Genomic DNA, 24,352 nt, shown 5'->3' with positions numbered 1-24,352 from the left:
TGCTTTTGTAGGAGCGAGCTTGCTCGCGATGGTCGTTAACGATAACGCGTTCTTCCTGAATACATGCGTTGTTCACAAGTCCATCGCGAGCAAGCTCGCTCCTACATGATGATGTTTGTCACGCCTCGGTAAGCCCTGCCAGCTCCCGCAGGTTCGCCAGTGTTTCCGCGTCGAGATGAATGCCATCAGCGTTGGTCTTGGCCCGCTGATGATGTCGTCGGTCACCCGGCAAACGCTTAAGCCCTACGCCGTGCATCTGCCGGACCAGTTCCTGACTGCGCTCGGCAAAATTCTGCCCGGCGGCCTTGCTCGGGTCGATAACGATCAACAGCTGGCCAGTCCAGGGTGTCTTGGCCCCCGGATGGTTCGACCAATCGAACTCGAAGGAGAAATTGCCGCCGGTCAACGCCGCCGCGAGCAGTTCCACCATCATCGACAGCGCCGAACCTTTATGCCCACCGAACGGCAGCAACGCCCCCCCTTCCAGAATCGCTTTCGGATCCTGCGTCGGCTGACCCAGGCTGTCCACGCCCATGCCCGCCGGCAAGCGCTCGCCCTTGCGCGCGGCGATCTGCACATCGCCATGGGCAATGGCGCTGGTGGCCAGATCGAAGACAATCGGCTCACCGTCCGCCCGAGGCGCGGCGAAGGCAATCGGGTTGGTCCCGAACAATGGGCGATCAGCGCCATGCGGCACCACGCAGGTCATGCTGTTGACCACACTCAGCGCCACCAACCCTTCGTAGGCGAAAGGTTCGACATCCGGCCACAAGGCGGCGAAGTGATGGGAATTGCGGATCGCCAGCACTGCAATGCCGGCACTGCGGGCCTTTTCCACAAGCAACGCGCGTGCCGCCGCGAGGGCTGGTTGGGCGAAACCGTTGCCCGCGTCGACACGAACAAAACCCGAGGCCACATCCTCGACCACCGGCACGGCAAGGCCATTGACCCAGCCGCTTTTCAGCGTCGACACATAACCGGGAATACGGAACACACCATGGCTGTGGGCGCCATCGCGTTCGGCGCCAGCGCAGTTGAGCGCCAGTGTTCTGGCGACATCGGCGGATGTGCCATGGCGCAGGAAAATCTGTTCAAGCAAAACAACGAGCGCCTCGAAATCGAGGGTTTGCGTGGCCATTTTGGGTGTAGCGGTCATCTGAAGCTCCAGTTTTATTATTGAGTACGGGCAACAGGGTGGAACGCGGTTGCAGGGCAACCAAAAGCAGTCGCCGATTAAGCGCTGTTTTACCGGCGTCCTGTCAAGTCTCGACCGCCTGTTCGATGCAAGCAATATGTACCGCACTACAACCTTCCACAGACCTTACTGTTTTTCCTCGACTTAACGACCTGCGCTTGCCTACCCATGGCAGCACTCGAGGAAACACATGACAACGCTCCCACTGCCGTATTTTTTCGACGAGGCAGAGCTTGCCTCCATGGCCAAACAACCTGGCGATCGCGAGAAAGCGCTCGCCTTCACGATCGACGACCTGACGTGGTTGAAGAACATTTACCTGGCGACCAAGGCCGCCCGTACCGCGCAAAAAGTACCGATGTACGTTTACCAGCTGCTGCTGAGCGAAACGGACAAGCCGGATGTACCTTTGGCCGGCGCATTCGCCATGAGCCAGTCCGAAAAAGGTGAGGTTACGCTCTACACACCGTGGAAAGGCCTAACCAAATGCGCGGACATGGAAGACCTCAAAAGCAAACTTAAGGAGTGGTTGACGCAGATCACCGCCAAGCGTGAGCTGCTGCGCTTTCTCTCCATCGAGCAACGCTGTGCTTTACCCGCTGCAACGGCACCGGACATTTCCACGAAAGAAATCGAAGGCGGGATTTTCGAGGACCAGGCGCTCACCCTCGAGAACAATCAGGCTCAGAACCTCAAGACAATGTTGGGCGAGCTGTTGAAGATGCCCACACTGCAATCCATGCTGGATGAAACCCTCAAGAACGCACTGCTCAAACCATTCCCCACACTGGACCAGCGCCAGACTCGTCTGAAGAGCTTTATCAAAACGGTTTCAGCCTTCGACGAAAGCGAGTACCTGCACCCGCTTTCCTCGCTGTCTCTGAGCGATGCCCTCCTGCAGTACTACCTGACCAACCAGTGGCCGATGGGCGATTCCAGGACTTTTTCCAATCCTGGACACAAAGTGAGCAGCGAGGCCGACAACCTGGCCTGGGAAAGCGCAGTCAAAGAGATCGCGCAAAGTTTTACACCTCACTTGCAAAGCCTGCTCGAGACGTTCTGGAACACACCGATGAGCAATGGACTGTCACGCTCGACATTTTTTGCCGAGGGGTTGCGTGACACCTTTCACCGGAGACTTTTACTTCAGCGTCAGGAAGGTGTTTTAACGACACAGGAATACCTGCGACTGATGAACGTCAGCCTCGAACCTGGTGCCAACAATCCTCTGCACATCGAAAAAGTGCGTGTCACCGCGCCCTTCAAGCATCACGCGGAGCTGGCCTCGACCGTGATGATCGGCAGCAGCGACACGCTGGGCTTTTTGTACACCCAGTCCAGAGGCATCGAGGCCACGAGCGATCTGCCCGCCGTCAGGAAAATCCTCCTGGAGATGATGAAAAGCGAAGGGCATGAAGACACGCTACTCAACTTCATGTCGTTGGACGAACGCGGCACGTTTCTTTCATTTAAGCCCGATGAGCGCGTGATTATCGGTGAACCCATCACCGCCCCGGTGTTTGCGCAATTGATGGACGACATCCTGGGCAAGCAACGGGAGAACCTGTCCCATGCGCTGAGCCGTTACCGTGAAAGCGAAGGCACGCAGGATCCCCATGCCCTGCTCGACAACGCACTGGATGTCCGGGGATTGATCGACGATCGACTACTGGCTGCCGATGCCGCGGGACGCTGGAGTACCCACGCAGACCAGCGCTGGAGCGCACAACCGGCCACCGTGCGCGCCGAGTCGGCCACCGAGCAGCTGGCACGACTCTCCGCCGTTGAACAGGCGCTCGACCAACGCCTCGACAATCACCCGGTCATTCCGGTAAAAACCAGCACGATTGCCGAGGTGGAGCAAATCGTCAATTCGTCGATCGAACGCTTGCAATCGAGTTTCACTCACACCCTGTCAACGGCATTGCGCAGTGAATTGAAGCTGCACACCGTCATGCGCTCCCTGGCTCCGACGACACAGGCGATCATCAACGCCGTGCTCGATACGCCGGTACGCTTGCAGCGAGCAGCCTTGAACGGTTTTCTGCCTGACGTGTTTTCCCTGTCACTGAAGGTTGGCGACGCGACGTCCCTCTTGAAACTGGCCAGTTGCTTTGTGTTGACCGAACGCGGAGGCCTGGACCCTACACATTCGGGCAAGGCGATTCTGTGGACACCGGCGTTGGGGTTTGAAGCCTTCATCACATTGAAGCCGTTACTGGCAGAGCTGGAACGACGCCTCAAAGACGAAAATGATCGCACCAGCCTTCTGGAAAACCTTGGACGCAGCGAACGATTGCCCGGCCAGACCTACACTTTTGCGCCGTTGCAGCGAATAGACGACAATTTTTTCGATCACGTGCAAAAGCCCTATCTCCAGCTGGATAAGGCGTGCGTCACCCGTGCGCTGGCCACGAGGGTCCCCGAGACGGCCCTGGCCAGCCTTCTGAAACTGGTAGCGCTACGCCAACCGATGACGGGGTTAGTCCGTGCAACGGACATTGCCCGGTCCCTGACCACCCAGCAAAAATTGCCGGCCTGGCTGGCCAAGGCCTCTGTTGAAGATCAGATACTGCATGGGGAGCTGCTTCAGCAATACCTCAACCATGTCGCCGAGGATAAGGACTATCTCACCGGCATACGCTCCCTGGCGCGCACCGCTCACGATGAAGTTGAAAAACAACTCAAGGCAGACAACTTCGAGATCGATCCGGACAAGGTCCAGATCCAGATCAGCACACGCCCGAGGTCCGCGACCAGCCCCCAAACCCTGACCGACTTTGCATTGACCCACTTCAAGGATCTGGACAACACCCATTTCAAATTGGTATCGCTCGATACCACCGTGATTCCAGAGGACATGGACCAAAGCTACATTAGAGACCTGATACGAAACCTGAACCTTGGCGAGCATCAAAAGAAAGCACTGAACGAAGCCTTTGCAGACAGCCAGGCAAACGCAGCGGACCGCAGGAAGCGGTTTTGCGCGCAGTTGCCCTGGCAGCTGCTGCACTATGCCCACAGCGAAAAGCTGCAAGAGCGCTTGAGTAAAACCGGGTTCGATCTGATTCGGCAAGTCATGGACATGCCCGACGCCATCGCCCGTGCAACCGTCGAAGGCGCCCACGCAATCATCCGCCCCCTTGAGTTCCTGGGCATCAAAAGCGACCAAACGATTAAAGTGCCCGGCGTCTATCTGATCGGCTCATCGGTTGATAGCACCGCGCCACAGGTCCTTATCGCGCCTCACAGCCCTCGGCACGGGTTGCGGGAATACAAGGATGAAACACAACTGCTGGCAGAACTGAAGACGCGTGGCGAATTGCTCGACTGGGTAGTCATGAACTTGCCGCCGGCTGATCGATTGCATCTTCAAAACCGGATGAGTACCACCAGCAACCGCCTCACCGAAGTGACGCTGGCGTCCAATCCGATCAAGGGGAATCTGTTCAAACACTTGTTCAACGACAATGCCGAGCTGTTGGCACGATTGCTCGGCTGTCAGTCCGATGACAAAAAGCACAGCGAATGGGCAACGATCAAGCATGTGTTGGGTGAAGATCTGCGAGAGGCATTCACGTTCCTGGCAGGCAAGCTTGCCTACCCGCTCACGGTATGGCGCAGCTACCGCGACATCAAGCAATCCGCCGAAGACCTGCAAATGCACAAGTGGGGCGCGGCAATCAAAGCGTTCATCAGCGGCATTGCGCAACTCGCGACATTGCGCCAATCGATGGATACTCAACTGCAGTTGCCTTCGACGACCCGTGCGTCTGCGCCACAAACACCCGCCATCCCCCTCAAATGGCATGACATCGACGTCACTGCCCCCGTACGCACACAGTTGAAGCGTCATGAGAGCATCGACATCGATCTGGGTTCGCTGACACTCGATTCCACGCTTGGGCTCTACACGGATCCATCGACAAAAAAACACTACAGACCCGTTGAAGGCAAGGTGTATCCCGTCGCACAGCACGATACCCGCTGGCGTATCGGCGACACAAAAAACCGTGGCCCTTATCTCCGTCAGAACGCATCCAGGCAATGGGTTCTGGATAAAGGCACACCCGCCCCCCGCTTCAGCCTCATCAACCGGTTTCAGAACGCACTGATGGTGTTGGAGAGCATGAATGTCGAAGCACATGGAATGCCCCAAATCCGGCAAATTTTTCCGCGCAAGGCTCGTCAGATTGAGCAGGCGCTGGACCTGGCAACCACCTATGCCTGGAACAGCGTTCGGAATCTGCAACTGCTGAAGGCGACTGACGATACGGTCACCCCCGTGCATCAGCTAATCAAGGATTTTATTGATGTACCTGCCGTGTTGCCCGCGCACGTAGAGAAGCTGGAGAAAATGCTCGGCGACATTTTTGCGGCCTTGCTGGACCCCTCGCTCAGAAAGCCGAACTCCAGGCGTTTTGTCGTCGGCAGCCTCCTTGATCGCACGGACGAAAGCTTCGGTTTTACCCTTCTAAACGACCCTAAACAGAAAATCTATCTGACAGAGAGATTCTTCTCCCCCCGTTTCGACGTATACCGCCCGCATTTGTCCGACGCGGCCTTTCCCATCAACACCCATGCCCGGGCGGCCACGCTGATCCATGAGGTTTCGCACCTTCACGGCAACACCGAGGACATTGCTTACCTTGACTCTGGCAGGCCTTTCGTCGACCTGATAGGAACAGCCAGCCCTGCTGCCACTGATCTCAAGACCGCCTTGACCGAACTACAGGACACCGCACTGTCGACCAAAACGCCCTATACACAGCTGTTCAACGTTCTGAACCCCGATAACGGTGAGTGGGAGGATCTGGGCAGTACGGTTAATGACGATACTGACCGGGTAAAGGATCATATTTTGAGCTTGACCGGCCAGGACAATCTGGCCGGTGCTCGCACAATCTTCAAAAAAGATCCAATGATCAGGCTGGCAGTGCAACTGGCTAACGCTGATAGCGTGACCTGGCTGATCAGCCACTTGGGACGCCAGTTACACACCAGCATCCCGTAAACCGCAGCAGGATCCAGTCGGCTGCCTGTAGGAGCGAGCTTGCTCGCGATGGTGTGTCAGCTACAAATCCCTCGACTGACACACCATCGCGAGCAAGCTCGCTCCTACAGGTAGCCGAACGCAGGCTTCGCCAGCTGCTACAGATCGTGTTTCGCCTAACTGACTGGCATTAGTTTAGGAGGTGTTTGTGCGGCATCTCACAGGTTGCTGACGTGGCGTCGACAAAATTTCTACATTTGAGCCTTCATGATTTGCCGTACTGATACGTCTCATTGATTGAGCGCACCCATTTTTCCTGATCAGACTCTGAAAAGGAGTTTTTTGCATGCACCACTCGCAAACGCCAACGGACGGTAACCCTGCACCAAAGGGCACTACATGAGCACCGTCGTTTTCGAACAACGTACCGATCGCCATGGCAATGAGCGGATCCGGTTTGTACTCAAGAGCTTTGGCTTGCGAACCAGTCTGATTCGCCTGAAAGTCATCGACGCCTTGCTGATCGCCGCCGAAAGCGATCGCAGCCTGGGCGTGCGCGGCGTGCACACTCAGTTATTGGACCTGGATGTTCCCATGTCTTTTTTGAGTGTGAGAGAAGTCTTGAAACGCTTGTGCAGTGAAGGCGTGATTATCCTGAACCCGGACAAAAGCTACAGCCTGCACCCGCAGGCTCTCGCCGTTCTCCACGGCGAGTAACCCGCCCCCGACGCGTCGCTCAGGGCTTGACCTTGCGGCGCATCACGCCATTGACCACCACCACGATCACCGCCACCCCAATGGCGATGTACTGGAACAGCTTTTCGCTGATGACACCGGTGTTCTGCAGATACGAAAGGCCGAACATGATCGCCAGCACCACCAGCGAAATCAGAATCGAGTATTTCAAACGTTGCGACTGAGTCATTGCCATTTCCTGAACGTGTGCCTGAAAATTGTATCCGGTTTGTATCCGAATGCATGCCAAGCCCCTACCGTTCTACGGGAATGAGGCGCTGCAATCGGGGTCTCATGTTACAGCCGATGAAGAGTTTTAGCTTCATTGCGGCTATAACCATGAGGATCTACAAATGTTCCGTCGAATCACACTGCTGATTCCCCTGCTTGCCATATTGTCCTTGAGCGGCTGCATTATTTTCCCCCACGGTGGCTGGCACCACGATCGCTATTACGACCACGGCGGACCGGGTTACTACCAACATCGCTAGCGTTCCATTCAACGGCCTGAGGCCTTCCTGAGAAAATCATTTTCCGGCTGTGTGCAAAGCTCCACCATCCAGTCCACGAACACCCGAACCCGCCGTGACAACTGGCGGTGAGGAGGATAGAGCGCCGTCAACGGCATACCCGGTGGCGGCACCTTCCTCAAGACCTCAATCAAACGTCCCTCCTTCAATTGGCGGGCCACGTGATAGTACGGGGTCTGGACCAACCCATACCCGGCCTCACACGCAGCCAGATAACCATCGGCACTGTTGACCGAGACCTGCTTGGGCAGGTTGATCGGTTGTACCTCGCCATCGACGACAAACTCCAGCCCGAAGCGCTTGCCGCTGCTGCTGGAAACGTACTCCACCATTTGGTGCCCCGGAAGATCCGCCAGACACTGCGGCGTGCCGTGACGCTGCACATAATCGGGGCTGGCGCACGTGACCTGATCCAGCATGACCAACGGCCGCGCCACCAGCGAATCGTCCAGTGACGAGCCGCCACGCAGCACACAATCGACACCTTCGCGAATCAGGTCGACAGGTCGGTCATTCAGACCAATCTCCAACTCGATCAAGGGATACCGCGCCGTGAACTGCGGCAATGCCGGGATCACAATCAGGCGCCCTACCCCCGCTGGCATGTCGACCCGCAACAAACCCTTGGGATTTTGGCGGGCAGCGGAAAACACCGCTTCGGTTTCTTCCAGGTCTGCCAGCAACCTGACGCAACGGGGATAGTAGGCCGCCCCGTCGAGCGTCAGACTGACCTGCCTTGTCGTGCGTTGCAGCAACTGCACGCCGAGATGCGCCTCGAGCTGCTTGATCAAAATAGTCACCGAAGCCCGGGGCAGTTGCAGGCTGTCAGCGGCCTTGGCAAACCCACCCAGCTCGACGATTCGGGTGAACACGCGCATCGCGTTGAAACGGTCCATTGGGGTGTCCCGACTGATTATTTAGAATTTACGAATAGTGATAGCAGTTTTACCCGGTTTATCTTGTTTCTGTCGAGATCAACAATGGGTTTCACATTCACAGGGAGCTGATTTCATGCAAACACGTCAATTGGGTAAAAACGGTCCGCAAGTGTCAGCGATCGGCCTAGGCTGCATGGGCATGACCGATTTCTATACGACCGGCACCGACACCCGCGAAGCCACGGCCACCCTGCATCGCGCGCTGGAATTGGGCATCAACCTGCTCGACACCGCCGACATGTACGGGCCGCACACCAACGAAACGCTGATCGGCAAAGCAATTGTCGGCAAGCGCGACCAGGTGTTTCTGGCGAGCAAGTTCGGCATCGTCCGCGACCCGGCCAACCCCGGCGCACGCGGCGTAAATGGCCGACCGGAATACATTCGCCAAGCCATCGACGGCACCCTCAAACGCCTCGGTGTGGAAACGCTGGATTTGTACTACCAGCACCGAATCGACCCGCAGGTGGCCATCGAGGAAACCGTCGGCGCCATGGCCGAACTGGTAAAGGCCGGCAAGGTGCGTTACCTGGGTTTGAGCGAAGCCTCGGCCGCGACGCTGGAGCGAGCACACAAGGTGCACCCGATCAGCGCGCTGCAAAGCGAATACTCGCTGTGGAGCCGCGATCAAGAGGAAAACGGCTGCCTCGCGGCGTGTCAGCGACTGGGCGTTGCCTTTGTCCCCTACAGCCCCTTGGGCCGGGGTTTTCTGACCGGGGCCCTGAAAAGTCCGGATGATTTCGCAGCGGACGACTACCGTCGCTTCAGCCCGCGCTTTCAAGGCGAAAACTTCGCGAAGAATCTGTTGCTGGTGCAGCAAGTGCAGGACCTGGCCGCAGAAAAAGGCGTGACCGCCGGCCAACTGGCGCTGGCGTGGGTGTTGGCCCAAGGCGACTACCTGATCCCGATTCCGGGAACCAAGCAGCGTAAATACCTGGAAGAAAATGTCGCCGCGCTGGACGTGAAGCTGAGTCGCGAGGAGTTGCACGCGCTGGAAGCGATATTTCCGGCGAATGCCACTGCCGGTTTGCGTTATCCGGAAGAGGTGATGAAGTTGCTCGATCGTTGACCGATTCTCACCCAAACAATGCCCCCCTGTAGGAGCGAGCTTGCTCGCGATGGTGTGTCAGTCGACATCAATGTAGCTGATACACCATCGCGAGCGAGCTCGCTCCCACAGGGGAGGCACACAGGGGGCATCGTTTGCGGTATTAGTTAGAAACAATCTCGTAGCTCATTCCCGGAAAAACCGGTCAGAATGCATTTTTTTGGCCGTATTTCGACGCGAGATTTTATGCGAAACCACCTACGTCTGGTCGCCCTGAGCGCCCTGTTCATTTCTTCCCTCGCCCAGGCTGCCGACCTGATCCCGATCGAAGTCCACCGCGATGCCAATTGCGGCTGCTGCAAAAAATGGATCAGCCATCTGGAAGCCAACGGCTTCAAGGTCGAAGACCACGTTGAAGCCAACATGAGTGAATTCAAGCAACAGCACGGTGTGCCGCCACGCCTGGCGTCCTGCCACACAGCGTTGATCAATGGCAAATTCGTCGAAGGCCATGTGCCGGCCGATCAGGTGCTGGCATTGAGCAAGCGCGATGATCTGTTGGGTGTGGCCGCCCCCGGCATGCCCATGGGTTCGCCCGGCATGGAAATGGACGGCATGAGCGATGCGTACCAAGTGATTGGTCTGAAAAAGGACGGCACTGACGTCGTGGTGGCGGACTACCCTGCCCATTAAAGTTCGGCGGCATTGGGCTGGAAGGGTTGAACGATCATGCACGGCGATTGCCTGTGTTTAATGTCGCCCTAATCGTGCCGTTCCAGCATCGGCCGATTTCCTATGGAGTTGCCCCCATGCCCCTCGTCCTCACCCGCTGGCTGCCCGGCCTGCTGCTGACCGCCGCACTGCCCGTCATCGCTCACGCTGAAGGCCCGGAATACGGGCCGGAACTGCAAGGCTTCGAGTATCCCTACACGGTCAAGCATTTCGCCTTCCAGTCCCAGGGCAAAGCCCTGCAAATGGGTTACATGGACGTCGCCGCGCATGGCAAGGCCAACGGTCGCAGCATTGTGTTGATGCACGGCAAGAATTTCTGCGGCGCGACCTGGGACAGTTCGATCAAAGCCCTGAGCGAGGCCGGTTACCGGGTCATCGCCCCGGACCAGATTGGTTTCTGCACCTCCAGCAAACCGGACAACTACCAATACAGCTTCCAGCAACTGGCCACCAACACCCAGCAGTTGCTCAAAGCCCTCGGCATCCAGAAAACCAGCGTGCTCGGGCACTCCACCGGCGGCATGCTCGCCACCCGCTATGCGTTGCAATATCCCGATCAAGTCGAGCAACTGGCGCTGGTCAACCCTATCGGACTGGAAGACTGGAAGGCGCTCGGCGTGCCCTATCGCACGGTCGATCAATGGTACGAACGCGAACTGAAGCTCACGGCCGACGGCATCCGCACCTATGAGCGCAACACCTATTACGGTGGCCGCTGGAAGCCGGAGTTCGATCGCTGGGTGGACATGCTCGCTGGCCTGAACAAAGGCCCTGGACATACGCAAGTGGCATGGAATTCGGCGCTGATCTACGACATGATCTTCACCCAGCCGGTGTACTACGAGTTCAAGGACCTGAAGATGCCGACGTTGTTGATGATCGGCACGTCCGACACCACCGCCATCGGCAGCGACATCGCCTCACCCGAGGTCAAGGCGAAAATCGGTCATTACGACGTCCTTGGCAAGCACGTGGCAAAACTGATCCCGCAGTCGACGCTCGTCGAGTTCCCCGGCATGGGTCACGCGCCGCAGATGGAAGAACCCACAGAGTTCCACCAGGCCCTGCTCGCCTGGCTGAACAAAACCAACCCCGTTCGTTGATGAGGTAAGGCTGATGGCTGTGCAGATCGCGGTAATTGATGACTGGCAGGACGTGGCCCGTGGCGTGGTGGACTGGTCGGCTCTGGACGCCATAGGCCCGGTGAGTTTTATCCATGATTATCCGTCCGACAACGAGACGATGGCAGCACGTCTGCGCGAGTTTGAAGTGATCTGCGTGATGCGTGAGCGCACCCGATTTGATGAGGACCTGCTGCGGCGGTTACCGAAACTCAAGCTGCTGGTCACCGGCGGGATGCGCAACGCGGCCCTGGACTTGAAAACCGCCGCTGCGCTGGGCATTCACGTCAGCGGCACCGACAGCTACAAACACGCCGCCCCGGAACTGACCTGGGCACTGATCATGGCCGCGACCCGCAACCTGGTGGTCGAAGCCAACGCCCTGCGCGCCGGCCAGTGGCAACAAGGCCTGGGTGGCGATTTGCACGGCAAAACCCTGGCGATCCTCGGGCTAGGCAGCATCGGCCAACGTGTCGCCCAGTTCGGTCAGGTGTTCGGCATGCGGGTCATCGCCTGGAGCGAAAACCTGACGGCTGAACGAGCCGCTGAAGTCGGCGTGACCTATGTCAGCAAACAGGAACTGTTCGAACAGGCCGATGTGCTGTCGGTCCATCTGGTGCTCAGTGATCGCAGCCGAGGCTTGGTGGACGCTCAGGCACTGGACTGGATGAAGCCCACTGCGTTATTGGTCAACACCGCCCGTGGGCCGATTGTCGACGAGTCTGCACTGATCAAGGCCCTGCAAAAACGGCGACTGGCGGGCGCGGCGCTGGATGTGTACGACCAGGAACCCCTGCCCGCGCATCATCCGTTCAGAACGCTGGAGAATGTATTGGCGACGCCTCACGTTGGCTACGTCAGCCAACACAATTACCAGCAGTTCTTTTCACAGATGATCGAGGACATTCAGGCCTGGTCTGCCGGCGAACCCATTCGCATGCTGGGGTGATACCAATCAATTACTCGCACACCGCAACCCCTGTGTAGGAGCGAGCTTGCTCGCGATGGACGTGAAAGCACCGCGTTGATTCAGAAAGCACGCGTTATCGTTATCCCCCATCGCGAGCAGGCTCGCTCCCACAGTAGATTTCCAGCGGGCACTGGTTGTGTGCCCGACAAAATCCAGTGTGGGAGCGAGCCTGCTCGCGATGGAATGGAAAGCGCCGCGTTGATTCAGGAAACACGCGTTATCGTTATCCCCCATCGCGAGCAGGCTCGCTCCCACAGTAGATTTCCAGCGGGCACAGATTGTGTGTCCGACAAAATCCAGTGTGGGAGCGAGCCTGCTCGCGAATGGCTTCACCTCCGATCTAACCGCCCTTCACCGCCACAAATGCCGCCGTCACATAGGGCACAGTCACCACGCCCCGCCCCCGTAATTCTGGCTCGGCGGCAATCATCGCGCTGATCTGCTCATCAACCTTCGCCCGCTCCGCCGCCGGCAATGCCGCAACAAAACTGGTAGAGCGCACACGGTTGAAAATCACATCCTCCGGTGAACCCGTGTGCCCATGGCTGAATTGCTGCGCTTGCAGCGGACCGAACGCCGCATGTGGAAATGCGTGGCGCCAGGCCCCGGTGTAATAACGCGGGGTATCGCCCTCCAGCGCATTGACGATCGCATCCAGCTTCGGCACCCAGCTCACCTGAGTATCACGCAGGTTCCAGACCAGCCCCAGTTTGCCGCCGGGTTTGAGCACTCGGGCAATTTCAGTCAGCGCCTCGGTGCTGGCGAACCAGTGAAAGGCCTGGGCGCAGATCACCACATCCACACTAGCATCCGGCAGCGGCAGGTCTGTGGCGGTGCCGCTCACGGCCAGCACGTCAGGAAAGGCCGCGGACAATTTCTCGAGCATCTGCGCCACGGGTTCCACGGCAATCACCTGTGCTCCGGTCGCCAACAACCGACCGGTGAATTTTCCGGTCCCCGCGCCCAGATCAATAACGGCTTTATCCGCGTTCAAGCCGAGTGTCTCCGTCAGCCAATCGGCCACCTGCGGCGGGTAGTCCGGACGACCACGGACGTAAGTATCAGCACCGACTTTATACCCCGCGGCCGCAGCGTGATGGACCTGATCTTTCATGGCGGTTCTCCAGATCGACAACGATGCCGTCGAGCATAGCGCCTCGATTTGAGCTTTCCTTGCAAAGACCTGCAGAAAGAAATGAATAATTGTTCACACTGTGGTGTTCATTGCTATATCCCCCATGAAGCACCTGTGGAGCATCACCCATGAACAACCGTTTCGCTGTTATTGCCACTCCGTTGTTGCTGGCTGTCGCGTTATCCAGTTCGCTTGCCTTGGCCAATGGCGGCGGCGATAGCGCCCCTGCCAAACCCAGCTGCCCCAAAGGCCAGGTTTTGGACACCAAGTCGCAAAAATGCCTCAAGCAAACCAGCAGCCTGTTGCCGGACGCCGACCGCACCGACTACGCCTATCAGCTGGCCAAGGACGGGCGTTACGAAGAAGCGCTGGCCCTACTCGACACCCTGAGAGATCCGAACACCGCCAAAGCCTTGAACTATCGCGGCTACGCTACGCGTAAACTAGGGCGCACCGACGAAGGCATCGGTTACTACTTGCAGTCGGTGAAACTCGATCCGCAGTATGCGCAAGTCCGCGAATACCTCGGCGAAGCGTATGTGATCAAAGGCCGACTGGACCTCGCTCAAGAGCAGTTGCAGCGCATCAAATCGATCTGCGGCGACACCTGCGAGGAATACCAGGACCTGGCTGAAGCCATCAACGACTCATCGAAAACCTGACACCGAGCAGACGGAGGTCGCCATCGCCAGCGATCAGGCAATACGGGCAGAGTTGGGCCAGCATCTGGCGCGTTTATGGCGCTATGGCCTGCTGTTGTCCCGACAACGGCACGTCGCCGAAGACCTGGTGCAGGCGACCTGCGTGCGCGCGCTCGAACGTGCCGGGCAGTTTGAACCGGGCACGCGCATGGACCGTTGGCTGCTGAGCATTTTGCATTCGATCTGGCTCAATGAAGTCCGCGCGCGTCGAGTGCGTCACGGACAGGGGCTGGTGGATGCCGACAACGCCTTGTCGTTCGACGGCGAATACGTGGCGCAGACCCACGTTCTCGCGGCTCAGGTGATCCGGCGCGTCGATGCGCTGCCTGAGGCCCAGCGGGAAACGGTGTTTCTGGCCTATGTCGAGGGTTTGTCCTACCGCGAAGTGGCCGAAGTGCTGCAAGTGCCCATCGGCACGGTCATGAGCCGCCTCGCCGCCGCCCGTGTGAAGCTGGCCGAATATCCGCCGCTGCACACTGTGCCGAACCCTTCCACAGGAGAACGTCGATGAACGATCACGCGATACCTTCGGATGAGCAACTGGTGGCCTACCTTGACGACCAGCTCGACGCCGAACAACGCGCCCGCATCGACGCGGCCATTGCTGAGGATTCGATGCTCAACCTGCGCCTGCAATGGCTGGCCCGCAGCAACCTGCCGTTCAAGGCTGCCTATGACGAATTGGGCCGACAAGCACCGGCGGATCGTCTGCAAGCCATGCTCGATACCTTGCCCGCTCCGGCCCGTCCGGCGCTCAGTCGACGCTGGTTCCTCGCCGCAGCGGCCGGGCTGGTAGCAAGTGGTGTGGTGGCGGACCGCTTGTTCATCGTCTGGCAAATGAGCCAGCAGAAAAACAACTGGCGCGGTCTGGTGGCCGACTACATGTCGCTCTATGTGCCGCAAACCCTCGACCACTTGCCCAGCGACGAAGCCGCCCAGCGTGTGCAACTGCGCACCATCGATGCGCGCCTGGGGCTGAATCTTCTGCCCGCACAACTGACCTTGCCCCGCCCCGAATTCAAGCGTGCGCAGATCCTCGAATACGATGGCGTGGCCATTGCCCAGATTACCTACCTGGACCCGGTACACGGCCCAATGGCGCTCTGCGTCACCCGCTCCAACAGCGGCCAGCGGGATTTTGCCCAGGAGCGGCGGCACGAGATGAACATTGTTTACTGGGCTGACAGGGAGCATGCGTGGATGCTGATCGGGCATAACCCCATGGCGGAACTGGAGGACATGGCCAAACAGTTGCGAAGCCGACTCAGCGCCTGAGCGAACCGGTGGACCCCATGTAGGAGCTGCCGAAGGCTGCGATCTATTGATTTTGATGTTGGCCGGAGAAGCAAGATCAAAAGATCGCAGCCTTCGGCAGCTCCTACATTTTGATTGAGTCTCTCTCCCCATCCATTCTGGCGCAACACTGTAGCAGCTGCCGAGCCTGCGAGGCTGCGTTCGAGGACGCAGTCCTCGCAAAACCTGTCTATGCGGTTTGCCTGATAAACCTCGCTGCCTGATTTTACGACTGCTGCGCAGCCGGACGCAGCCTCGCAGGCTCGGCAGCTGCTACAGCTGTCGGTGTTTCCGGTCAGCGCCGGAACAAACCTACAAACAAACAGGCTGTTTCTGGCGTTCGGCCGGTTGACTGCCCAAACCTCGCTCCCTATCCTCGCGCCTGTCACGACACATTCGTGATGGAGGTTGACGGCTCCATTCTCTAGGAAACTTCTTTATTTGAGGATAGATCCGTATGACCGAGCCAAAAATCCCAACCACAAAATCCACCCCCTTCGCCCGCTGCGATCACGTCGACCATGACTTGTTCGCCGTTCAACCGGGCATTCCATTACTCGACGCCCTCGAACACGCCTCGGTCTACCTGAGCTGCGCCGAAGACCTCGCCCATCAAGCCCCCCACGCCACCCGTCCAGAACACACAGCGTCGATGCGTTGGGCCAGTCGGCAGATGCTCGGTACTGCACGCTCACTGGTCCAGGCCTCAATCGATGGCCTGCACGCGGCGCAAGCGGAAGGTGACGCATGAACCCGCACATGCCGATGACCAACAACGATTGCGACATCCCGGTGCTGTTAGTGGCCACCCAGGCGCCGCTGGATGTGCTGCACAGCAATGCCGCCACACGTTTTCTGGCCGTCACGCAAATGATGGAGAGCCTGGCCAGTCTGGACATCACCCGTGCCCGCGGCGCGGATGTGCAACAACTGGCCCACGCGGCGGCGATGTTGCTGCGTGATGGCTGTGATGTGATGGATGTACTGGGCCGGCAGATTCGGGCACGACACTGATAGTGATCGCTTGCGGTTGAGCCGTAGCAGCTGTCGAGCCTGCGAGGCTGCGTACGGGCTGGGGTCGCGCTCGACCGCAGTCCTCGCAAATCCTGTCTATGCGGTCTGCCTGATAAACCTCGCTGCCTGATTTTACGACTACTGCGCAGCCGGACGCAGCCTCGCAGGCTCGGCAGCTGCTACAAAAAAACGGCCCTCACCATTGCGCCCGGAAGCTCTCCCGCCGCACCGGTAGTCACCGTATATTTCACCTTGTCGCCCACGAAAAAACAGACGTCACCTTCGGGCGTGATATTGGGCCCTATCCTGATCGCTAGCCTGGAAGAACCATCATCAGGCGTCACCATGGCAAACTTCGTCAACGCTGTTTCTACCCTGACTTCCCTGATCGCGTTAATCGTCCCGCTGCCGTTTTTTTCAAGTGTGTCCTGTCCCATTTCTCCTCTCCTTGCCATCAGCACTTACCGTCGAAGCCTGACTGCGAAGAGACAATAAAACGCCTAATAGGTGAACGTGACTACTGTCAAATCTGACAGGTACCGCTTATTGATCGCTGACAGGTAACCACAAACGAAACCGCGCCCCACCCAGCGGTGAAGATTCAACGGTGAGCGTACCGCCCTGCGCTTCCAGCGCCCGACGACTGATCGCCAGCCCCAGACCAAACCCGCCAGTCGCCCGATCACGGCTACGATCCAGCCGATAGAAGGGTTCAAATATCCGCTCACGCTCGTCATCCGGAATGCCGATCCCGTCATCGTCGACCCAAATCTCACACCCGTTGGCACACACCTGCACGCCAATCTGAATGCGTTTTTCGCAGTAGCGCATGGCGTTGCGCAACAGATTTTGCAGGGCGCGGGCGGTCAGGCGCGGGTCCAGGCTGAAGCGTTCGAGCTGGCCGTGAAGCAGCACGTCGATGACGATGTCCGGGGATTCCAGTTCTTCGTCGACGCTGCCGAGGATGCTGTCGATGAATTCATCCAGCGACACCTCGACCTGCTCAGGCAACTTCGCCGGGTTTTGCAGGCGGCTGTAAGACAGCAGTTCCAGCACCAATTCGTCGAGCTCTCGAATGTGCGCGACCAGACCTTGCAAGCGTTCGCGGCTGGCGGCCGGCAAATCGTCGGACAGTGCCAGCGCAAGGCCGAAATCCAGTCGCGTCAGTGGCGTGCGCAATTCATGGGACACGGCGTTGAGCAGGTCGCGCTGCTGGTTCAGCAGCTTTTCGATGTCCCCGGCCATGGTGTCGAAGACGTTGGCCAGGCTGCCAATGTTGGAGCTGGGAGAAATCTGTGTGCGCTCGTCCAGGTGTCCCTTGCCGAAGCGTTCGGCCGTGCCCCTGAGTCGCTCAAGGTCGCGCCAGTGCGGGCGCAGCCACAACAACAGGCACGCGAGCATGGTCGCGCCGATCAGCACGTTGATGCTCCAGTACAACAGGTTGACGTCCAACGGGTCCGGCGGTACGACCATTTTTACGACGGTTTGCTGATTCAATGGCGCCACGGCCAACGTGCGCCAGCCCCAGTCGCCAATGCGTACAATATTCTCGCCACGCTGCAAACGTTCGCGCTCATACAGGGTGAAGTCGGCATCGTCATTGCGTGTCAGGACGATATGCAGCGGCTGGAATTCCTTGTCCATCTCCTCGGCCAATGCCGGCCACTGCTCGGGTGGAACGGCGTGAAACTGCTTGACCATGAGGGTTTGCAGCCCGCGAGAGTAATCAAGGTTGTAGGTGACAAAACGTTCATGGAACACCTTGATCACCAGATCCGGCACCAGATAAATCGCGGCGCTGAACGAGACGATGGTCACCAGGTACAGGCGAAAGAGAATTCTGAACATCGGCTCAGCATTCCCACTCGGAACGACTGAACAGGTAACCCTTGCCCCACACGGTCTTGATCTTGCGCGCCTCGCCCGCATGATCGTCGAATTTTCGCCGCAGCTTGGAAATCGCCACGTCCACCGAGCGGTCGGTGCCATTGAATTCGATGCCGCGCAGGCGTTGCAGAATCTGGTCGCGGCTCAGCACTTCGCCGGCGTGCCGGGCCAGCACCACCAACAGGTTGTATTCGCCGCTGGACAGTTCGACCAGTTGATCGCGCCAGGTCACGGTGCGCTCGGACAGGTCGATGCACAGATTACCCATGAGGATGCGGTCGTTGGCAGTTTGCGGATCACTGAGGCTGCTACGCCGCAGCAACGTCCGCACCCGGGCCAGCAAAACGCGGGGCTCGCAGGGTTTGGTGACGTAGTCATCGGCGCCCATTTCCAGCCCCAACACTTGGTCGTGGCTGTCGTCGCGGGCGGTGAGCATCAGGATCGGCAACGTCGCCGAATCGGCGCGTAGCAAGCGGCAGACTTGCAGGCCGTCGAGCCCCGGCAGCATCAGGTCGAGAATCACCAGGTCCGGTGGATTGACCCGCGCACGCTCGCGCACCTGATCACCACGGCTGATCACGCTGACGGAGTAGCCGTTGCGTTCCAGGTAGCTGGCAATCAGTTCGGAGAGCGCGGAGTCGTCTTCGACCAGGAGGATGTTGGGCATGGGGTGTTCCAGAAAGTGCGGTGGCGACTGTTCCGGCCTCTTCGCGGGCAAGCCCGCTCCCACAGGGATCTGATGTGTGCACAGAGTTTCTGTACACCACCGGCCACTGTGGGAGCGGGCTTGCCCGCGAAGGCGGCAGAACTGTCGCAAAAGATATCAAGCTGCAAAGGATATACGCCCTCACGCTCACCTGAGTAAAACCCTTACACAATTTCACACAGCACCTACAAAGCTTCACCGCTCCCCTCGTCGACGCCCGGTAGGATGCTGGGGTCATTATTGGGGTAATTCATGTCAAAGAATCTGCTTGCCAGACTCAGTCTGCTTGCACTGGCGCTGACGCTGAGCGCCTGTGACAAGTCCTCGAACGCCGAAGAACAGGCACCCCTTGCCACCGTTCGCATCGAGACTATCGAAGCGCGGCCGCTGTCGATCAGCAGCGAACTGAGCGGGCGGATTGCCGCGCCGCGCATTGCCGAAGTCCGTGCCCGGGTCGCCGGTGTGGTGTTGCAACGGGCCTTTCGTGAAGGCAGCGACGTCAAAAAAGGCGATGTGCTGTTCCGCATCGACCCGGCGCCGTTCAAGGCTGACCTGGACAGCGCCGAGGCGTCGCTACGCAAGGCCGAAGCCAATGCCTTCCAGGCGCGCTTGCAAGAGCAGCGTTACGCCCAGTTGATCGAAGGCAACGCCATCAGCGGCCAGGACTACGACAACGCCCGGGCCAGCGTCCGCCAAACCGCGGCCGACGTCGCCGCCAACAAAGCCGCGGTCGAGCGGGCGAAACTCAATCTGGGTTATGCCACCGTCACCGCGCCGATTTCCGGGCGCATCGGGCGCGCGCTGGTCACCGAAGGGGCGCTGGTCGGACAGAACGAAACCACCCCGCTGGCATTGATTCAGCAGCTGAACCCGATTCATGCCGACCTGACCCAGTCGACCCGCGAACTCAACGACCTGCGCCGAGCCTTTCGTTCCGGCCAGTTGCAGCAGGTCGGTCAGGGCCAGGCCAAAGCCACGCTGATCCAGGACGATGGCAGCCTCTATCCGCTGCCCGGCAAGTTGCTGTTCACCGACATCACCGTCGACCCCGGCACCGGCCAGATCATCCTGCGCAGCGAGTTCCCCAACCCGGACCTCGACTTGCTGCCGGGCAGTTTCGTTCGCGTGCGTCTGGAGCAAGCGGTGATTGCGCAAGGTATCAGAGTGCCGCAACGGGCCATCCAGCGTGACAGCGCCGGCATTGCCCATGTGTTGTTGCTCGACGCCGAACAACGGGTCGGCCAGCAACCGGTAGAACTGGGCGCCGTGCAAAACGATCGCTGGATCGTCACCGGCGGCCTCAAGCCCGGCGACCGCATTGTCACCGAGGGCCTGCAACACGCCCGGCCCGGCGAAAAAGTGCAAATCGACGACACCCCTCTTCCACTTGCCCAGGTTTCTGGTCAGTAAGCAGGACGCTTGTTTATGCCGCAGTTCTTTATCGACCGCCCCGTATTCGCCTGGGTGGTTGCCCTGTTCATCCTGCTGGCCGGTGCGCTGGCCATCCCGCAGTTGCCGGTGGCGCAGTACCCGAATGTCGCGCCGCCGAAAGTCGAAATCTACGCCGTGTACCCAGGTGCTTCAGCGCAGACCGTGGATGAAAGCGTGGTCAGCCTGATCGAGGAAGAACTCAACGGCGCTGACAACTTGTTGTACTTCGAATCTCAGAGCAGCCTCGGCAGCGCAACGATCACCGCCACCTTCCAGCCGGGTACTGATCCGGAAATGGCCCAGGTCGACGTGCAAAACCGCCTCAAAGTGGTGGAATCACGCTTGCCCCAGGCCGTGACGCAACAAGGCTTGCAGGTGGAGAAAGTCTCTGCCGGTTTCCTGCTGCTGATCACCCTGACCTCCAGTGATGGCAAGCTCGACGACGTGGCGCTCAGCGATTACCTGGCGCGTAACGTGATGAACGAGATCAAGCGTCTGGACGGTGTCGGCAAAGCCCAGTTGTACGGCGCCGAACGTGCGATGCGGATCTGGATCGACCCGCAGAAGCTGATCGGTTTCAACCTGACTCCGGCCGACGTCAACGCCGCCATCGTCGCGCAAAACGCCCAGGTGTCGGCTGGCAGCATCGGCGATTTGCCGACCCGCACCACGCAGGAAATCACCGCGACCATTCTGGTGAAAGGCCAGTTGTCGACGCCGGAAGAATTCGCCGACATCGTTCTGAAGGCCAATCCCGACGGTTCCACCGTGCGCATCGGCAACGTAGCGCGGGTCGAGATCGGCAGTCAGGAGTATCAATTCTCCACCCGCCTGAATGGCAAGCCGTCGACCGCCGTCAGTGTGCAACTGGCACCGGGGGCCAATGCCCTGAGCACCGCGACGTTGGTGCGGGCGAAGATGGACGAACTGGCGCGCTATTTCCCGGCGGGCGTGCAATACAAGATTCCTTACGACACCTCGCCCTTCGTCAAAGTCTCGATCACCAAAGTGATCTACACCCTCGGCGAGGCGATGCTGCTGGTGTTTGCGGTGATGTTCCTGTTCCTGCAAAACATCCGCTACACGTTGATCCCGACCCTGGTGGTGCCAGTGGCGCTGATGGGCACCTTTGCGACCATGCTCGCGCTGGGTTTTTCGATCAACGTGTTGACCATGTTCGGCATGGTGCTGGCGATCGGTATCCTGGTGGATGACGCCATCGTGGTGGTGGAGAACGTCGAGCGGATCATGGTCACCGAAGGCCTGTCGCCTAAAGAGGCCACCCGCAAGGCGATGAAACAGATCACCGGGGCGATCATCGGCATCACGCTGGTGCTGGTGGCGGTGTTCATTCCGATGGCGTTCATGCAGGGTTCGGTCGGGGTGATTTACCGGCAGTTTTCGTTGTCGATGGCGACCTCGATCCTGTTCTCGGCGTTCCTCGCCCTGACCTTGACCCCGGCGCTGTGCGCGACATTGCTCAAGCCAATTGCCAAAGATGAACATCACGCCAAGGGCGGTTTCTTTGGCTGGTTCAACCGGCGTTTCGAGCAACTGACCGAGCGTTATCAGGGCTGGGTCGCCTATGCGCTGAAACGCAGCGGTCGTTACCTGTTGATCTACGGCGTGCTGCTGATCGGTCTCGGCGTGTGTTTCAGTCGCCTGCCCTCCTCGTTCCTGCCGGTGGAAGACCAGGGTTACACCATTACCGACATTCAACTGCCACCGGGCGCGAGCAAGAACCGCACCGTGCAGGTCGTCGAGCAAATCGAAGCCCACAACGCGACTGAACCGGGCGTGGGTGACAGCACGGTGATTCTCGGTTTCAGTTTTTCCGGCAGCGGACAGAACGCGGCGTTGGCGTTTACCACGCTGAAGGACTGGTCAGACCGTGGCAGCAACGACTCGGCGACTTCGATTGCCGACCGCGCCAACCTTGCGTTGAGCCAGATCAAGGACGCCGTGGCCTTCGCCGTTCTGCCGCCGCCGGTGGATGGTCTCGGCACGTCCAGCGGTTTCGAGTTCCGCTTGCAGGACCGTGGTGGCCTCGGCCATGCCGCGTTGATGCAGGCGCGCAAGGCATTGTTGGCGGCCGCCGAGAAGAGTCCGATCCTGATGAATGTGCGCGAAAGCGCCCTGGCCGAAGCACCGCAGGTGCAATTGATCGTGGACCGCAAACAGGCGAATGCGCTGGGCGTTTCGTTTGCCGACATCGGCAACGTATTGTCCACCGCCGTCGGTTCGGCCTACATCAACGACTTCCCCAATCAGGGCCGGATGCAACGGGTGGTGGTGCAGGCTGAAGGTGATCAGCGCAGTCAGGTTGACGATTTGCTGAAGATCCACGTGCGCAATAACGCCGGGGAGATGGTGCCGTTGTCTGCCTTCGTCCAGGCCAAATGGATACAGGGGCCGGCGCAATTGACCCGTTACAACGGTTACCCGGCGATCAGCATTTCCGGTGAACCGACGCCCGGCCACAGCACCGGTGAAGCCATGGCGGAAATCGAGCGGTTGGTGGCGCAAGGCCCGGCCGGACTTGGCCAGGAATGGACGGGGCTGTCGTTGCAGGAGCGTTTGTCTGGCAGCCAGGCGCCGATCCTGCTCGGCTTGTCGCTGTTGATCGTGTTCCTGTGCCTGGCGGCGTTGTACGAGAGTTGGTCGATCCCGACCTCGGTGCTGCTGGTGGTACCACTCGGGGTGCTCGGCGCGGTACTGGCGGTGACGCTGCGCGGGATGCCCAACGACGTATTTTTCAAGGTTGGATTGATCACCATCATTGGTCTGTCGGCGAAAAACGCGATCCTGATCATCGAGTTCGCCAAGAGCCTGTACGACGAAGGCCACGACCTGATCGACGCCACCCTGCAAGCCGCACGCCTGCGACTGCGGCCGATTGTCATGACGTCTCTGGCGTTCATCCTCGGCGTAGTGCCGCTGGCCATTGCCACCGGCGCCAGTTCGGCAAGCCAGCAAGCCATCGGCACCGGAGTGATTGGCGGGATGATCACCGCGACCCTGGCGGTGGTGTTTGTGCCGGTGTTTTTTGTGGTGGTGATGAAGCTGGTGGGCAGACGCCACAAAAACATCTAACCCACACACCTCCCATTGTAGGAGCGAGCTTGCTCGCGATGGTGTGTCAGCCACATTGTTGTCGACTGACACACCATCGCGAGCAAGCTCGCTCCTACAAAAGTTTGTGCCTGCCTCGGGGTTGTGGCCATAACTGACCACCCTGGGCTAAGGTGTTTGCAAAACCCTGACCCATCGAGCCTCCATGCCTTTTCTCGCCCGCACTCACCCTCGCCTGTCCGCCGCCGCCATCCTCGGTGTCGCGGTGGGCATTCTGGCTCCGGCTGATTCGATCATCAGCAAAATCCTGTTCGGCTGGAATGCCGGGGTCTGGACGTACCTGGTACTGATGCTCTGGCTCACCGCGCGGTCCAAAGCACCGGACGTGAAACGCATCGCCGAGATCGAAGACGAAAACGCCGGGCTGGTGCTGTTCGTGGTGTGCATCGCGGCGATTGCCAGCCTGGCGACCATCACCTTCGAACTGGCCGGCAGCAAGGACCTGGAAACCACCCGCAAGCTGCTGCATTACGGATTCACCGCGCTGACGGTCATTGGTTCATGGCTGCTGATCGGGGTGATTTTCAGCGTGCACTACGCCCGTCTGTTCTACACCTGGAATGGCAAAGACCTGGCGCTACGCTTTGCTGAAGGTCTGGAAACGCCCAACTACTGGGACTTCCTGTATTTTTCGTTCACCATCAGCGTGGCCGTGCAGACGTCCGATGTCGGTGTGGCGACTCGGGATCTGCGCAAGATCGTGCTGGCGCAGTCGCTGATCGGTTTTTTGTTCAACACGGCGATCATCGGGTTCTCGGTCAACATCGCGGCGGGGTTGTTTGGATAAAACA

The 24,352-nt window shown here is 59.1% G+C and carries 21 protein-coding genes and 1 pseudogene; 15 read left to right on the top strand and 7 right to left on the bottom strand.

What is annotated here, in order from left to right; genetic code table 11:
* Positions 1-118: 118 nt before the first annotated feature.
* Entirely contained in the window at positions 119-1,156 is a 1,038-nt protein-coding gene (locus JFU37_RS25750; RefSeq protein ID WP_201119851.1) for an Ldh family oxidoreductase, read from the bottom strand.
* Between the two features lie 229 nt (positions 1,157-1,385).
* Between JFU37_RS25750 and JFU37_RS25745 the strand changes: the two genes are divergently transcribed.
* On the top strand, positions 1,386-6,209 hold the full coding sequence (locus JFU37_RS25745) for a dermonecrotic toxin domain-containing protein (RefSeq protein ID WP_201119850.1): 4,824 nt from the start codon (positions 1,386-1,388) through the stop codon (positions 6,207-6,209).
* Between the two features lie 325 nt (positions 6,210-6,534).
* Positions 6,535-6,905, top strand: a pseudogene (locus JFU37_RS25740) (fe2+ zn2+ uptake regulation protein).
* Between the two features lie 19 nt (positions 6,906-6,924).
* Here the strand turns inward: JFU37_RS25740 and JFU37_RS25735 are convergent.
* A complete protein-coding gene (locus JFU37_RS25735; protein ID WP_201119849.1) occupies positions 6,925-7,113 on the bottom strand; it encodes a hypothetical protein in 189 nt (62 codons plus the stop codon).
* A gap of 163 nt (positions 7,114-7,276) precedes the next feature.
* Here JFU37_RS25735 and JFU37_RS25730 point away from each other — a divergent pair, with 163 nt between their 5' ends.
* Positions 7,277-7,414 carry a hypothetical protein gene (locus tag JFU37_RS25730; protein WP_201119848.1) on the top strand — a complete coding sequence of 46 codons (138 nt, stop codon included), beginning with the start codon at positions 7,277-7,279 and terminating at the stop codon, positions 7,412-7,414.
* Between the two features lie 8 nt (positions 7,415-7,422).
* Here the strand turns inward: JFU37_RS25730 and JFU37_RS25725 are convergent, their stop codons facing one another.
* Positions 7,423-8,349 (bottom strand): LysR family transcriptional regulator, encoded by a 927-nt coding sequence (locus JFU37_RS25725; RefSeq protein ID WP_201119847.1) that lies wholly within the window; start codon positions 8,347-8,349, stop codon positions 7,423-7,425.
* 115 nt (positions 8,350-8,464) lie between these two features.
* Here JFU37_RS25725 and JFU37_RS25720 point away from each other — a divergent pair, with 115 nt between their 5' ends.
* The 4 genes from JFU37_RS25720 (at position 8,465) to JFU37_RS25705 (ending at position 12,241) form a co-directional block, all read left to right on the top strand.
* Entirely contained in the window at positions 8,465-9,460 is a 996-nt protein-coding gene (locus JFU37_RS25720) for an aldo/keto reductase (protein ID WP_201119846.1), read from the top strand.
* 225 nt (positions 9,461-9,685) lie between these two features.
* The gene (locus tag JFU37_RS25715; protein ID WP_201119845.1) at positions 9,686-10,132 is read left to right on the top strand and encodes a DUF411 domain-containing protein; all 447 of its coding nucleotides are present in this window, start codon (positions 9,686-9,688) and stop codon (positions 10,130-10,132) included.
* Between the two features lie 116 nt (positions 10,133-10,248).
* Entirely contained in the window at positions 10,249-11,274 is a 1,026-nt protein-coding gene (locus JFU37_RS25710; RefSeq protein ID WP_201119844.1) for an alpha/beta fold hydrolase, read from the top strand.
* A 13-nt stretch (positions 11,275-11,287) separates the two neighbouring features.
* The gene (locus JFU37_RS25705; protein WP_201119843.1) at positions 11,288-12,241 is read left to right on the top strand and encodes a D-2-hydroxyacid dehydrogenase family protein; all 954 of its coding nucleotides are present in this window, start codon (positions 11,288-11,290) and stop codon (positions 12,239-12,241) included.
* 361 nt (positions 12,242-12,602) lie between these two features.
* Here JFU37_RS25705 and JFU37_RS25700 read toward each other — a convergent pair whose 3' ends face one another.
* Positions 12,603-13,376 (bottom strand): class I SAM-dependent methyltransferase, encoded by a 774-nt coding sequence (locus JFU37_RS25700; protein ID WP_201119842.1) that lies wholly within the window; start codon positions 13,374-13,376, stop codon positions 12,603-12,605.
* Positions 13,377-13,525: 149 nt separating this feature from the next.
* On the opposite strand from JFU37_RS25700, the gene JFU37_RS25695 reads away from it, so the two are divergent.
* The 5 genes from JFU37_RS25695 (at position 13,526) to JFU37_RS25675 (ending at position 16,405) form a co-directional block, all read left to right on the top strand.
* A complete protein-coding gene (locus JFU37_RS25695; RefSeq protein WP_201119841.1) occupies positions 13,526-14,059 on the top strand; it encodes a tetratricopeptide repeat protein in 534 nt (177 codons plus the stop codon).
* Positions 14,060-14,111: 52 nt separating this feature from the next.
* The gene (locus JFU37_RS25690; protein WP_201119840.1) at positions 14,112-14,609 is read left to right on the top strand and encodes an RNA polymerase sigma factor; all 498 of its coding nucleotides are present in this window, start codon (positions 14,112-14,114) and stop codon (positions 14,607-14,609) included.
* Positions 14,606-15,373: an anti-sigma factor family protein gene (locus JFU37_RS25685; RefSeq protein ID WP_201119839.1), complete on the top strand. Its 768-nt coding sequence runs from the start codon at positions 14,606-14,608 to the stop codon at positions 15,371-15,373. Before JFU37_RS25690 ends, JFU37_RS25685 begins: the two co-directional genes overlap by 4 nt.
* 475 nt (positions 15,374-15,848) lie before the next feature.
* Positions 15,849-16,142: a DUF3077 domain-containing protein gene (locus tag JFU37_RS25680; protein WP_201119838.1), complete on the top strand. Its 294-nt coding sequence runs from the start codon at positions 15,849-15,851 to the stop codon at positions 16,140-16,142.
* On the top strand, positions 16,139-16,405 hold the full coding sequence (locus tag JFU37_RS25675) for a short-chain dehydrogenase (protein WP_201119837.1): 267 nt from the start codon (positions 16,139-16,141) through the stop codon (positions 16,403-16,405). Before JFU37_RS25680 ends, JFU37_RS25675 begins: the two co-directional genes overlap by 4 nt.
* Positions 16,406-16,584: 179 nt before the next feature.
* Here the strand turns inward: JFU37_RS25675 and JFU37_RS25670 are convergent, their stop codons facing one another.
* From JFU37_RS25670 to JFU37_RS25660, 3 genes are all read right to left on the bottom strand, one after another.
* Positions 16,585-16,842 (bottom strand): hypothetical protein, encoded by a 258-nt coding sequence (locus tag JFU37_RS25670; RefSeq protein WP_201119836.1) that lies wholly within the window; start codon positions 16,840-16,842, stop codon positions 16,585-16,587.
* Between the two features lie 106 nt (positions 16,843-16,948).
* Positions 16,949-18,253: an ATP-binding protein gene (locus tag JFU37_RS25665; protein WP_201119835.1), complete on the bottom strand. Its 1,305-nt coding sequence runs from the start codon at positions 18,251-18,253 to the stop codon at positions 16,949-16,951.
* Between the two features lie 4 nt (positions 18,254-18,257).
* The gene (locus tag JFU37_RS25660) at positions 18,258-18,959 is read right to left on the bottom strand and encodes a response regulator transcription factor (RefSeq protein WP_201119834.1); all 702 of its coding nucleotides are present in this window, start codon (positions 18,957-18,959) and stop codon (positions 18,258-18,260) included.
* 291 nt (positions 18,960-19,250) lie between these two features.
* Here JFU37_RS25660 and JFU37_RS25655 point away from each other — a divergent pair, with 291 nt between their 5' ends.
* From JFU37_RS25655 to JFU37_RS25645, 3 genes are all read left to right on the top strand, one after another.
* Positions 19,251-20,408, top strand: coding sequence for an efflux RND transporter periplasmic adaptor subunit (locus JFU37_RS25655; protein ID WP_201119833.1), 1,158 nt, complete (start codon positions 19,251-19,253; stop codon positions 20,406-20,408).
* A 15-nt stretch (positions 20,409-20,423) separates the two neighbouring features.
* Entirely contained in the window at positions 20,424-23,522 is a 3,099-nt protein-coding gene (locus tag JFU37_RS25650) for an efflux RND transporter permease subunit (protein WP_201119832.1), read from the top strand.
* Between the two features lie 184 nt (positions 23,523-23,706).
* Entirely contained in the window at positions 23,707-24,348 is a 642-nt protein-coding gene (locus JFU37_RS25645; RefSeq protein ID WP_201119831.1) for a DUF1345 domain-containing protein, read from the top strand.
* Positions 24,349-24,352: the final 4 nt, after the last annotated feature.

The sequence above is a fragment of the Pseudomonas sp. TH41 genome (genome assembly GCF_016650695.1).
GTDB lineage: Bacteria > Pseudomonadota > Gammaproteobacteria > Pseudomonadales > Pseudomonadaceae > Aquipseudomonas.
This window is presented reverse-complemented; position numbering and strand designations above follow the sequence as displayed.